9 protein-coding genes and 1 pseudogene are annotated in these 13,900 nt (G+C 46.4%); 5 read left to right on the top strand and 5 right to left on the bottom strand.

The window, feature by feature from the left end:
- Positions 1-269: 269 nt before the first annotated feature.
- The 4 genes and pseudogenes from mobI (at position 270) to SD69_RS18285 (ending at position 3,413) form a co-directional block, all read left to right on the top strand.
- Entirely contained in the window at positions 270-845 is a 576-nt protein-coding gene (mobI, locus tag SD69_RS17570; RefSeq protein WP_041525001.1) for a conjugative transfer protein MobI(A/C), read from the top strand.
- A 784-nt stretch (positions 846-1,629) separates the two neighbouring features.
- Positions 1,630-1,854, top strand: coding sequence for a hypothetical protein (locus tag SD69_RS19245; protein WP_408606050.1), 225 nt, complete (start codon positions 1,630-1,632; stop codon positions 1,852-1,854).
- Positions 1,793-2,855, top strand: a pseudogene (locus SD69_RS17565) (IS256 family transposase). Before SD69_RS19245 ends, SD69_RS17565 begins: the two are co-directional and overlap by 62 nt.
- Positions 2,856-3,083: 228 nt before the next feature.
- The gene (locus SD69_RS18285) at positions 3,084-3,413 is read left to right on the top strand and encodes a hypothetical protein (protein WP_157471826.1); all 330 of its coding nucleotides are present in this window, start codon (positions 3,084-3,086) and stop codon (positions 3,411-3,413) included.
- Between the two features lie 326 nt (positions 3,414-3,739).
- On the opposite strand, the gene SD69_RS17555 is transcribed toward SD69_RS18285, so the two are convergent.
- The 5 genes from SD69_RS17555 to SD69_RS17535 form a co-directional block, all read right to left on the bottom strand.
- Positions 3,740-4,498, bottom strand: a complete 759-nt coding sequence (locus tag SD69_RS17555; protein ID WP_269745038.1) for an IS3 family transposase — start codon at positions 4,496-4,498, stop codon at positions 3,740-3,742.
- A 473-nt stretch (positions 4,499-4,971) separates the two neighbouring features.
- Positions 4,972-5,271: a hypothetical protein gene (locus SD69_RS17550; protein ID WP_052481425.1), complete on the bottom strand. Its 300-nt coding sequence runs from the start codon at positions 5,269-5,271 to the stop codon at positions 4,972-4,974.
- Between the two features lie 61 nt (positions 5,272-5,332).
- Complete coding sequence (locus SD69_RS17545; RefSeq protein ID WP_041525000.1) at positions 5,333-6,727, bottom strand: MFS transporter; 1,395 nt, start codon at positions 6,725-6,727, stop codon at positions 5,333-5,335.
- A gap of 14 nt (positions 6,728-6,741) precedes the next feature.
- Positions 6,742-9,882: a glycoside hydrolase family 2 TIM barrel-domain containing protein gene (locus tag SD69_RS17540; RefSeq protein WP_052481424.1), complete on the bottom strand. Its 3,141-nt coding sequence runs from the start codon at positions 9,880-9,882 to the stop codon at positions 6,742-6,744.
- Between the two features lie 169 nt (positions 9,883-10,051).
- Positions 10,052-12,787, bottom strand: a complete 2,736-nt coding sequence (locus tag SD69_RS17535) for a TonB-dependent receptor (RefSeq protein ID WP_052481423.1) — start codon at positions 12,785-12,787, stop codon at positions 10,052-10,054.
- 328 nt (positions 12,788-13,115) lie between these two features.
- Here SD69_RS17535 and SD69_RS17530 point away from each other — a divergent pair.
- Positions 13,116-13,900, top strand: a 785-nt coding sequence (locus tag SD69_RS17530) for a LacI family DNA-binding transcriptional regulator (protein ID WP_157471824.1), incomplete at its 3' end; no start/stop codon positions are given.

Raw genomic sequence — 13,900 nt, 5'->3', positions numbered from 1 at the left:
CAATGTTAGGTTTTAAAGAACCAACTAGATGTTGAGCGCGAATTAACTCTCCCGCTGACGGTGGTTACTTATTTATTTGGGTAAATTCAAATCTGCTGATCTTAATCTGTACTAGGTAAACAGCTACGCTTTTAACAAAATTAATCTGGTAAACAGCCCTACGTTACATAAAAATCTATACATGGTTTATGATGTTAAACAGACCACCTATTTACCAGATAGATAGTTATATGGTTAGTGGGGGTAGTTCATACCTAAGAGGGATGTGGATGAAAATTGACACAGAAACTGATGTCCTTGACCTACTTCAGCCAGGCTGCATCTCGGAACGGATGCTCATTGGTTCTGACCAGATAAAGCAAAACGGAGCCAGGTTTTGCGAGGAAATGACAAAGCGGCTTAACCTAGAAATATATCGAACTGCTCTTGAGGCGCAGAAGGCCGCAGACTGGTACTGGATGGAGAATCAGGCTGAGCGAGAGAACCCCGGCAGTGAAACCTGTTACATCGGCACAAGGGTCAAGCTAAATCGAGGATCGGTACAGCTAATGTGGTACAGAAACAGAACTGTGCCTGTAGATAAAGCCAAGCCATCAGGTCCACGCAAAGTAATGTCAACCTACATACAGACAAAGAGCTCCCGCAAAGCAGGCCCGCAACATTACGACATGAGAACGTTTAAAAACGAACCTGGTTGGGCCAAAGAAGTAATTGAGAAGGTCGAGGAAATTTATCGAAGAGTGAGAAAGCGGATCTACCGCCTTCAAGAATCAAAGAGGCACATCAAACAGTACCGCCTAATGCTTGAACAAGAACTTAATGAGCAAAAGTATCACGAGCAATAAAAAGAGATCAGTAAGCAGCCTTAAGGGCCGCACAGCACCCACAAGGGGGGGGCGACCGCCCTCACGCGCTCCGAGAAACTAAAACGCGACGACAGAACCTCACGGGCAGCTCAACGTGGCATCATGGAGCACACCTACTTCGAGAATCAATCTGATGCCCATCTGCGAACAATAGGTCTCGAGGATACAAAGCGCGAAGTGGTGCTAGGTTTGACGGTCATCGCTTGCGTTATTGCACTGACACTACTTAAAGACCCGCTAATACCAAGTACCGGTATTAACTGCACTCACACGACAAAGAAGCCCGTTCCGGAGTAACCATATCGACCGAGCAAAAAACGTATTTGCTTGGGCTTCAGGAAAAGCTCAAGAGGGAGCCCCACACATCAAACACCATCGACGTATACGTTGCCTCCACAAAGCATGTGCTCTGAAAGATCCGATAACACAAACATCCAAAGGAAGCTTACTTCGAGCGCCAATTTAAACGTCTAGGACAAGTGTTATCGGTCAAGATACGACCGGCCCTAATTGAAAAAAACGGCAAGTCGGTACTGGTCTACCCCGGATCCCGCGAAGAGGTAGTCGAGGACTGCTTGAGAAAGCTAACCGTAAACGGAAGTGGCGGCATGATCAACGGCCTGCTGGTGTTGAATTTACGCTCTACGAGCTGCGCAAGGAGCTTGAGCGAGTGGGTCACTCCAGTACCATCCCCGCCATCAAAGAAGCCCTACGGTAGTGTTCATTAATCTGTGTCATTTCCCTAAACTGTGTAAAACAGGAGATGACACAGTCCCGAAAAGACATCGATTTTGACCTCAACCAAGCCCTTGAGGACCTGAAGGCTGGCAAGCCCATGAACGGCAAGGACGGCTTTCTGACCCCGCTGATCAAGCAGCTCACTGAAGCGGCGCTCAAGGCCGAGCAAGAGCAGCACATCGCCGGTGATGAGCAGCCCGCAAGAACGGCTCACCTCCAAGACCGTCAAATCAGCCTCTGGGAGCTTTGAGCGCGATACCCCTAAAGGTCGTTCTGGCACCTTCGATCTCCAGTTCGTCAAGAAGAATCAGACCCATCTGACCGACGACCTAGAGCGCAAGATCATCGCTCTTTACGCCCACGGCAACAGCTATCAGAACATTCGCGAGCACCTGAAAGACTTCTACGATATCGACTTCTCCAATGGCACGCTCAATGCCGTTACCGACAAACTCCTCCCCAAGTTGGAGAGCTGGCGAGAGCGTGACCTGGACCCGGTGTACCTCATCGTCTGGCTCGATGCAATTCACTACAAAGTCCGGGAAAACGGCCGCTATGTCAGCAAGGCCACTTACACCATTTTAGCCCTGAACATTGAGGGCAAGAAAGAGCTGATCGGCTTGTACCTGTCGGACGCTGAGGGCGCTCATTACTGGCTCAGCGTGCTGACTGATCTGCAGAACTGAGGCGTCAAGGATATTCTGATCGCTTGTGTCGATGGCCTCACCGGCTTCCCGGAAGCCATTGAGACCAGTTACCCCGAAATCGAGGTCCAGCAGTGCATCATCCACCAGATCCGCAACTCAATGAAGTACGTGGCCTCGAAGAACCAGAAGGCCTTGATGGCCGACCTGAAAGCTGTTTATCGGGCTGTCACCAAGAACGCGGCGGAGACCGCTGGACGCCAAGTGGGGCAAGCAGTACCCGGTGGTTATCCGTTTCTGGCGCAAGAAGTGGGACAACCTATCTGTCTACTTCAAGTATCCGGAAGATGTCCGTAAAGCCATCTACACCACGAATGCTGTTGAAGCGGTGCACCGTCAGTTCCGTAAACTGACCAAAACCAAGGGCGGTTTCCCCAATGAGAACAGCCTTCTAAAACTGCTCTATGCTGGTATCCTCAGCGCTTCGGAAAGGTGGACCCACCCGGTGCAAAACTGGAACCTGACATTGTCGCAACTGGTGATTCACTTCGAAAACCGTATTGAGCCGTACCTGGATATTGAACCCAGCATCAGGCTACACTGGTAACCGGCGGGCAAACGTTCGCCATTGTCTGACACAGATTTTTGAACACCCTCAGCCCTACAGGTATGCCGGGGCAGCATTATCGAGTGCTACTCGTCGGACGACGAATCATTCATCAACTCCAGCCTATTTGGTTTTTTGTCTTTAACGAACAAACCAGAGCTGAAATCGAAGGGCCGCGAAAACGCCCGTTGTTATATTCAGTTCAACCCCTTAGTAAATAAATCGATCATGGCAATGACCTATCGTAGCTATGACTATCAGTTGGGCATGGAGATCAGTTCTCCGCTCGCAGGATACATCTACAAGCGGATGGTTCAGTGCTGGACACAAGCCAGCAAAAACAACCCCTACACCTTCAAGCTCATCAGCTTTCTTGAAAAGAGCCCTAGAGGGCTGACAGCACGTATGAGCGAGAATCTACGCGCTATCCGCACCGCCCTGGACGTACTCATAAAGCGCGATGTAATAGAAACCTACGGCGGGAGTAAGATCCTTCAAGGCAAGCAAAAAGTCATTAATGCAGAATACACCTTGTACCCCACCCCAACTCGTGAATAAGGTTGTAATCCGTCCAATAATCCAACCGCAGACAGAAGGATCTTAACGAACTCGAAGCAGTTTAGAATTAGTCCGGTCACCTTCTCGACCTAAGATCGTGGTCGCAGGCAGATAGGGGTGTAGTGGTCAACTAAAACTGGCCACCGTGTTATAAGTTTTTTGATACTCTTGCTCAGCCATTATGGGCGATAACCCATCCTTGTGCTGATGCGGGCGATAGCGATTGTAATAGCCGTTATATAATGCGACATTGCATTGCCCCCTTCGATGAATGAGTCGTAGCCTGATTTTGGCATCTACTCGCGTTTAAGGCTTCTAAAAAAGCGCTATGTCGGCGCATTATCCCAGTAATTTCCGCGTCGACTGAGATTTTGTCGAATGCCTGAGCGCCACAGCATCTGACGGCAGCTTTTGCTGGTGTATTGGCAACCTTGATCGCTGTGAAATAGCAGGCCTTTGGGTTTTCCTCGGCTTTCATAAGCCATTCTCAGTGCCTTTTTAGTCAGTTCACTGTCAGGGCTTTTTGATGTCGCAAAGCCCACAACCCGTCTACCGAACAAGTCGATAACCACCGCAAGATACATCCAGCCCGAGCGGCTCCAAACATAGGTCACATCAACACTCCAGGCCTGATTGGGCTTGTTTGGTTTGAAATTTCGACCCAGTACATTGGGTATGCACAAGCGCTCATTTTCCGATTTAGCGTACTTGTGCTGCGGCAGCTGCAGACGGACTAAGCCTTCTTGCTGCATAAGTTTCTTAACCAGCCAGCGACTTACATTGAAGCCTGATGTGGCCAGTAATGACACCAGCGTGCGCTGCCCCGCAGAGTTCATGCTCAGACCAAACCAACGCTTCAGCTCTGCGATGAGCTTAAGCCGATGTGGCGACACTTTTTCTGGGCGATCACACCAGTAACGATAATTGCTGCGGTTGACGTCAAGCACGCGGCATAACCGTGATACGGGCTGGCTCTCTTGTTGCTCGCGAATTAGCGAAAATCTTTGATCGAATCCTGCATCAAGAGATGCGGAAGCCTTTTTAAATTTCATTCTCGCCTTCGAGCAATTTAATTGTGCGTTCAAGTTCGCGAATCTTTAATTGATCCGGCGTCAGAGGTGTGGCGTTGGATAGTTGGCCATTGCGCTCTTACTTGCGTTGCCTGGCCCACTTGTCGACAGTGAATTTTCTTGATCGAGGCTATGAGCAACATCCCGGATGCTCCGCCTTTTTTCGACGACCTCTTGAGCGACTTCGCAGCGAAATTCTGGTGAATAGGTAGGTCTAGTTCGTTTTGTCATTGGGTCACCTGTATGAGTGCGGTGATATTATCACCTCTAATCAGGTGGCCATATTCAATGTGCCACTACACCGCCTATACCCGAGTGTTCGATAACGATCTGACTGGTGAGTATTAAACGTACTGTAAACTTCCCCGTCAATTAGACAACCCATCACTGGAATATTCGGCTGGCGTTAAAACCTCTGCGGGCATCAGTTCACAGAGGTTGTCATAGTCTCGTTCTTCGTTATATTCGAGCATCTAAGCCCAACTAATTTATTGCACCTCGTCCATGCTTCCAAATAGCCATGTGTTCAATACCTCGTCGCGGCGGGTCCCATTGAAGCGATCAACGTAAGCATTCTCGTTTACCCAGCTCAATATAATCAATCGGAACCCCATTATCCTGGCACCATTGAGTGAAAACATCTCTAAAAAATCAGGGCCGTTGTCGGTGCGCAATACATCAGGTAAGTCTCGCTCGGTTTTAATTTGTTCGAAGATACGAATCAGTCTTGCACTTGGCACCGAGGTATCCACCGCAATAGCTAAAGCCTCACGATTAAAATCATTCAATACAGATGCGCATCGAAATCGATAATCGGAGGATTCTTAGAGCTAATTCTAATGTTCTTCCTTAGCTCGACGGAGCGTGCAGTTCACCTTTGCGCTCAGTAAGCGCGGCTTCAATATCTTGCATATGCTTATCGCGTAATGGATAAAACAACAATACCCCGACTTTAATAAAGGCCAAGGCAGCTGGAATTAAGCTAAAACACAGTAAGATTCCTAGCAGGGAACGCTCACTTTGCTCGGCATTGGCTTCAAAACCATAGGCGGCGAGCACCCAACCTGCTATCGCACCGCCCATAGCTAAGCCCATTTTTAGCCCAAACAGGGCAGCAGAAAAAATCAATCCGGTATTGCGATGACCGTACTGGTGTTCGCCATAGTCGGCTGTATCGGCATACATCGCCCAAATTAATACGGGTAGTGGGCCTATCGCTAAACCGTTTATCACCTGCAAGGTAAATAAAGTCAGGTAATCGGCATTAGCGACAAAATAGAAGCCAGTCATCACCACACCATTTAACAGCGCTGACCCAATTATTACACTGCGTTTATCAAAAATACGCACTAGGTTTTTAGTCAAGCCCGCGCCCACTAAACTAGACAGCAAGCTGGTAGCCAGGAACAAGGTTGAAAAATCGAAGATTAGAAAAACAGCTTCACCATTGTCACCCACCCAGTATTTAAAGAAGTGAATCGTGACCGCACCATAAATAGTGTAATAACAACCGTGAATTAAAAATGATAAGGTAAGAATCTGCCAGGGTCTATTTTTTATAAGACTAGAAAAGTCTTTTTTCCAGCTGGATTTTTGAGTAATAGCAGGTTTAACGCGTTCTTTACAAAACCAAAAGGTCACCCAGAATAACAAGACCGAAATCACTGCAAATAGTGCCATGGTTATACGGAAGCCTTCAGCCTCGTTGCCGCCACCAAGTGCTTTTACAAGTGGCCGGGCTAGCAAGGTAAGTAGCAGGCCGCCGCCAAAGGCCCCCATAAAACGATAGCTAGATAAAACCGTACGTTCGTAGGAGTTCGGAGTCATTACTCCTGTCATCGCAGCGTAAGGGATATTTATTGCAGTAAATGCCATCATCATTAACGAGTAAGTGATAAATGCATACCACAATTTCCCCTGTTCACTGAACTGGGGATTTAAAAACATTAAATAGCCAAAGATTCCGTAAGGGATGGCAATAAACAATAAATAGGGCCGATAACTTCCCCAGCGACTGCGGGTTCGATCCGCAAGGATTCCCATGGCCGGGTCGGTAAACATATCCAGAATACGTGATGCCAGAAACATTGTGCCAATTACGCCCGCCGATAAACCTACTGAGTCGGTGTAGTAATAAAACAAAAAAAACTGAAAAAACTTAAAGAAAAAGTTAGTGGCCGCGTCGCCTGAGGCATAGGCGATCTTTTCAGTTTTGGACAAATAGAGCTTGTTTGAATTGTTCATTATTGTTGGCACCCTTATTGAAAATAAATATCAAAGCCAAATTCATATTCGCCGGGATGGATGCGATATTTTTCAAGCACGTCAGGGCCGCAGGCAGCGTTTCCTAAGCCGCGTTGAGCATAATCAATATTCACAATCACTTCTCTTCTAGGTTCAAGATCAACCGTGTGTTTAGCTTGTTCTAAATCGGTACTTGAATAATGGCTGGCAGAAAAGTTTAGAGGTGTATGACCCATCACTTTCAGCGATTCGTTCGGTGTGCTTAGTTGAAACCAGCGAGTATCTGTATGATTTCCGTGCTCTTGCGGCAATATGTACGGCACATATTGCTCGCTCACCAAGCTGTTAAATTTGCTTAGCCAGACGCCGGCATTGCGATCGCTGTAGGATTCATGTGGGCCATGTCCGTACCAGATAAGCTGTTGAAACCGTTCGGTCAATGACATTTCAATTCCCACTCGAGGCAAATCGGGAAGGCTGGCATCAAAACAAAATTTGAAGTTGGCGCTAAGTACGCCGGCATTGTGAAAGCGCCACTTGGTCTTTTGGTTAAATCCAAATTTACCCGCGAACCTACCTTCGTGTTCGACGTCAATGTCGATGTAATCCGGAATTATATTTTTCTTCATGCTAATTAGGTTTAGACTCATGTCATCTAAACCAGCGTTACGCCAATTTCCCAAGGGTTTTGGTCGTGTTTCTTTTCGTAAACGCAAACCGTCATTATCAACCGGACAGCGCCATATATTGGCTTTAGGTGCACGTTTTAATATTTCCCTATTACTTTTACGCCACGATAACCATTCACCCGATTCATCATTGAATTCAAACACAAAGTTTTGCCAATAAATCAAACCGTTTCTATCAACATTCAACGCGGATTCTTCGTTTTCATTGGGCTCTGATGGCGGGCTAACAATGCGACGTTCGGCTATTGTTATTTGCTCCCAGCCTATTTCTTCGTTTTTATCATGTGCAAAACTTGCAGTAGAAGCTGTAAAGCTGAAGCGAATAAAGGCTTCTTTACCGCTCTTCTGAGCGCGATTTATAACATCAATAGGAACAGAAACTGTAGCGCTACTTTCTGGCTCAACATTACAGTTTTCAATCGATCTCGTTTCTATCATTTCACCTTCGACTTCGACTCTCCAATGCAGGGCGACGTTGTCTAAAGTAGTAAAATATTTTTTACTGCGTAAAGTAAATTCACCCTTTGCTAAATCGCTGCTGATAATCGAAAACGGCTGGGCAAGCTTTTTAAATTCATATAATGCGGGGTGGGCGCTTCGGTCAGGCCAAACCAAGCCGTCGATCACAAAATTAATATCATGTGGATGATCGCCGAAGTCGCCACCGTAGGCCCAATATTTACGCCCGTCTTCGGTGTATTTAGCAAGGCCATGATCAATCCATTCCCAAATAAAACCTCCTTGCAGGCCGGGCAAGGTTTCGAAAGCCTCGATATATTCTTTTAAGTTTCCGTTGGCATTACCCATTGCATGGCAGTATTCGCAAGGGATACACGGGCGCGAATCGTTCGCATTTTTAGAAAATTCTTTTAATTTTTCGATTGTTGGGTACATCGGGCAGATAATATCGGTGGCCAAGAAGTGATCTGGGCGGTGTGGGCGGGTTTCCATTACATGGGTATCGAAGTTGTCATCCCAGTGCATATCACGCGTTGCGCCTTCATAGTGAAGTATGCGTGATGGATCGTATTTTCGAATCCATGCTGCAAGGGCATCGTGATTGCAGCCATATCCCGCTTCGTTGCCAAGCGACCACGAAATAATAGAAGGGTGATTTTTATCGCGTTGAACCATACGCATGCCACGGTCTAACCATGCGGCGGCGTAGCGCGGCTCGTCACATAAATTTAAGCGAAAGGCGTGACTTTCAATGTCGGTTTCATCAATCACGTACAAGCCGTACCGATCACACAGTTCGTAAAAATAACTGTCGTTGGGGTAGTGAGCGCAACGTACAGCATTTACGTGAAATTTTTTCATCATTCGCACATCGGCTTCCATTGCTTCACGCGGTATGGCTTTGCCTTCAGTATCGTGATGGTCATGGCGATTTACACCATGAATAATCACGCGCTTACCATTGATTAATAGCGAACGTTCTTTAATTTCAATGCGACGGAAACCGACCTGTTGTTTGACGACTTCAACAACAGTGCCGTTTTCATCAATTAACTCGGCGATAAAATAGTATAAATTAGGTTGTTCGTGACTCCATAATTTCGGCTCATTAACGGTTTTTTGACCCTGCATTTGCCACCACGTCTCACGTTCGATATACGACGCAGCTTCAAAGTTCAGAGTCCACACTTGTGGCCAAACATCTTGGCTATGCTCGTCCAGTAAACGCGCGCGTATTTTCCAAGATCCAAAAGGGATACCTTCGAATTTTAAACGCACCTTTAGTTTTAATTCGGCGTTCTCGAGAGATTCTTCAAGCCCAGGATCAATCGCAAGATCTTCAATATTTACTTTGGGCGTGGCGCGAATAAATACTTCTCGAAAAATACCAGCCATCCACCAATGGTCCTGATCTTCGATAAAGCAGGCGTCCGACCACTTCACCACCATCGCCGCTAGGACGTTTTTGCCGCGTTGACAGTGCGTTGTAATATCAAATTCAGCCGGCAAGCGAGAGCACTTGCTCAAGCCAACAAAAGTGCCATTTAACCATAGTGAAAGCACGCTTTCGGTTGCGCCGACATGAAGAATTTGGCGTTTGCTTAGGCCGGATTTCTGTAATTCAAACTCGGTGTAATACAGTCCAGTAGGGTTTTCGCTAGGGACCTGTGGTGGAAACTCGGAAAAAGGCATGCGCACATTGGTGTAATGTGGCTGACCGTAACCTTTCATTGTCCAGTTTGAAGGTACTGTTAATGTGGGCCAAGAGCGATAGTTAAAATCGGGGTTACCAAAACCCTGCGGCGCATCATTAGGGCTGGAAAGATAGTTGAAATACCATTCGCCATTTAATGAAAGAAAATTTGTTGAGTCTTCTTGTTGTTGTGAGGTAATTGCTGTATCAGCGTCGTCAAATGACATCATACGTGGGCGCGAAGCAATACGATGAATATTTATCAGTTCGGGTGCTTGCCAAAAATTGGGAGCTAAAGCGGTAGGTAATGGCATAAGGGCTACTTGCGAGTGAGATTTATATTGACACGTAAGATGATTATTTACGAGTGCTATAATTTAAAAAAGCGCCTGGCGAACCAGKCTAATTTCTGCCGAGGATGGAGAGGAACCAACAGCGAAGAAAACGGGTATTTTCACACCCGTAACAACATCTAACTTCAATTTAAAAATTTGCGAGAATACCTAAAGTATACCTCGAACCCGTATCCACGAGCGAAACGACATGGTTTGAGTAGCGGCCAGATGTTCGTTCAACCTCTTCGGTTAAATTGATTCCTTCCAAAATGATTGTCACGGAATCATTAATGTCGTAACTCGCACTCATATCGTATTGTGTATAGTTATCAACGTAGGATGGATTGTTACCTGTGGGGTTTCTTAGGGTTTGTAGAAATTCTTTACGTTCATTTCGCGCTATGCGGAATTGAATTGGACCTTTTTCATAGAAAAGCACAAAGTTCATTGAGTCGCCTAATCCAGTCAGTGCGTATGACTCGTTGATATTGTCAATATCAAGCTCTTTATTGCTGTTCACAAAAGTTGCGTTGACCATAACCCCTAAGCCGTCAAAAACACTTGGGAGCATATCGAAGGTTTGCTGGTAAGCAAATTCTAAGCCGTCCACTGTCAACGTGTCTGGCGAATTAACCACACCGGATACACTCCAAACGGGGCTGGATCCGTCAGTTGGTTCAACATCTTCACCGGTTTCCGGATTTTGGAAGATTTCGTTGCGTGAACCAACCACTAAGAAATTATCAACTGATTTGTAAAAATAGGCGGCCGATACAAAACTCGCATCATCGAAATACCAGTCGACACCCAAGTCGAAATTTTTCGCTTCAAAAGGATCAACCGCTGGATTTCCTGCACTTGCCAGCAATGCATTTGGGCTCAATACATCGTAACTGGTTTGTGGTGCAATATTTCGGAACGTTGGACGAGTTACCGTATGGGAATAGGCCGCACGAGCAACAAGTTCTTCGGTTAACTCTAAACGAAAGTTCGCTGTTGGTAACACATTCGAATAGTCATTTTCAGTAGAAACTGGAATTACATCTTCCGTAAGTTCAGCACGCAATAACGTAGGATCATTCGGAATTTCGTGTAGACCAATAAGTGAAGCTTGCTGACCGTTCGCAGTCATCTCGGTTTGTGAGTAGCGTAATCCCAGCTCAGCAGACCAGGGTAGTGAGCCAATCTGTCCCGCCAAATTGAACTCAAAATAAGCCGATAGAATATCATCGGTAATTGAGAATGAATCTGGTCGATACTGTGGTATAAAGCCATTGTTTTGGCTCAATACTGCCTGTGTTGTGCCAGGTTCGTTGCCGATAGTCTGATCTAAAGCTGTGGCGGCGGCATCAGACGCTAAAAAGTCAATGTAGGCGTCGCCATCGATCTTCAGCCAGCTTGTTGGGATATTTGAAACATCCGCACCCGACATAAAACCGTCTACGCTAAATGGCGACAGTAATTCCGATGGCACAGAAATCTGATACCCACAATACAAACACAGGACGTCATCTGAAGTTTTATAATCAGTTTGCGTTTTTGTTCTCTCGTGGCTAGAAAAACCGAATTTACCCGTTTTGACAATACCAGCATCAATCTGCCAGGTGGTGTCGAATTTTATTTCTGTAATTTCATCTTTAATGCCTAGCCCTTCATAGTTGGCGATATGAGAAGAACCATCATTTGGGTCAAGTTCCGGTACACCATACAGCTCAATGTACTCACCATTGTTAACTTGGGTTACACCATCATTACCAAAACCAATGACCGCAAAGATGTCGTTGCCGGCATTTTTTGATTCGGCTTCAGACTGAGAGATATCAAACTGAAGGTTTAGCTCTTCATTCACATTCCAGTCAAAATTTAGACCAGTACCCAATGTTTCAGTCGGACGATTAAAGCTTCGCGCAACAAGGTCGGTTGCAGCGCTTGCGCTTTGGGCGAACTCTACCACCGTGCCGTTATCATCGACCTCGACTTGCGAGTTGCCGTAGTCCCATACCCAGTGACCAATTGCTGTTGCATCTGACTCGACATCAAAATCGGAGTAGATCGCATCGGCAGTGATGGTGAGATTATCTGTGGGCGCATATTGCACAACTGCCGTGCCGCCGGTGCGTTTACGTTTTTGAAAATCGACGATTTGATCGTTGGTTTGTTGAACAAATGAACTTTCAGCACCGCCAACATCAGATAATTCTATATCGCTTAAAAATCCGCGATAGTTAAGCTCGTCAACACGCGCATCACGCTCTTGATACGAGAGAGAGAGCAGCACGCCAACTGTGTCGTCTGCAAAAGTTGAACTGATTAATGCTGCGGCTTGTGGCGAGGTCTCCCCGGATTTGCTTTCATGCAGCCCCTTTACGCTGGCCATTGCCTTGAAACTATTATAATCAAAAGGTCGGGCTGTTTTTACGTTAACCGTCGAACCAATGCCGCCATCCATCATTCTTGCGGAATAGGTTTTGTATACGTCTATGCCGCTAACTAGTTCTGAAGCTAAGGTGTCAAAACTAAAATCACGCTCTTGATTTTCGGTGGCCATGGTGCGGCCATTAACAAGTACTGTATTAAATTCCGGACCGAAGCCGCGCACGGTAATGCGTTGACCTTCACCACCGCTTCGATCAATCGATACGCCTGGAATTCGCTGCAAAGATTCCGCAACGTTTTGATCGGGGAACTTACCAATATCTTCTGCCGAGATTGAATCAACTGTGCCTGCCGCGTCGCGTTTAATATCCATTGCGCGCTGCAAGCTACCGCGAATACCAGTGACCACTACCTCCTCTAAGGGTTCTATCTCTTCTGCCTGGGTTTGAAAGGAAAGACCAGCTATAAGACCAGTAATTGCGATTGCTAACTTGCTTGGTGTGTACATGTGTCCACCTCTGATGTTGGGCATTATTGTTATCGAAGTAGCGGTTTGCTCCATCATGCCAACTGCACAAGCCGACACTTTGAATATGGTGTCGGATCACAAAGCGAACGAAGTGCCGGTCAGGGCGTACCGCATAATTAGGCATTTTACACCTGAGAATTCATTATGCAAGCGCTTACATTTGAAGGTTAATTAACTCTCATAAATGTTCAATATAATCAATATGATATAGTATGTAAGCGATTCCAATGAAGAGCCGAATAAAACAAAACAATCTTTAAAGCTCGGTTTACGTATAATCTATAATTCACCATACAAATGGGTATTAATGAGAGAGGGCTATTGCGTGGTTACACTCAAACACGTAGCGGAAAAGGCGGGGGTATCAACCGCGACGGTTTCACGCGTAATCAGCGGCAAGCAGGTTGTAGCCGCTGATGTAAAATCTCGGGTCGAGCGTATTATTGAAGAGACTGGCTATCGCCCGAATCAAAATGCCCGCGCACTGGCGCAAAATCACTCCAACCTACTCGCGTTAGTAACGCCAGACTTATCGCAGTCTTTTTTTGGTGCCCTTGCATCAAGTGTGATTGAAGAAGCCGAGCAACTTGGGTTGCATGTTAGTATCAGTAGTCCGGCCAAAAATGAAGCATCAAGCCTGGAAGCTATTCGCGCAGTTAGGCGCCAAGGTTACAAGCATGTGCTAGTAGATAATAGTTGGAGCAGCAGCGCGCAAAGTTTGGTTCAATTGAGTGAAGAAGTGCCCGGTTTAGTGGTGTTGAATCGATTTATCCCCAGCATTGCCAGTCGCTGTGTATGTGTCGATAATGCCATGGGCGGTATGATCGCGGCGAATCATATGATTGAACAGGGGCATTCGCGCATTGCGTTTATTACCAGTAATTCACACATTCAAGATCCACTCGATCGCTTGTATGGAGCAAAACAAGTCTTTAATCAGCAAGGCATTGCTTTTATCGATGCACTATCAGTCAGTGCAGAGCCGACCCTTGAAGGCGGAAAAGCAGCCGCTATTCAACTGTTAAACAGTAACGAAACATTCACCGCGGTGGTCGCTTACAACGACAATATGGCCATCGGAGCAATGAATGA

Origin of the sequence: Gilvimarinus agarilyticus (assembly GCF_000832015.1) — a bacterium.
Lineage (GTDB): Bacteria > Pseudomonadota > Gammaproteobacteria > Pseudomonadales > Cellvibrionaceae > Gilvimarinus > Gilvimarinus agarilyticus.
The sequence above is the reverse complement of the archived record's forward strand: the minus strand, read 5'-3'. Positions and strand labels throughout refer to the sequence as shown.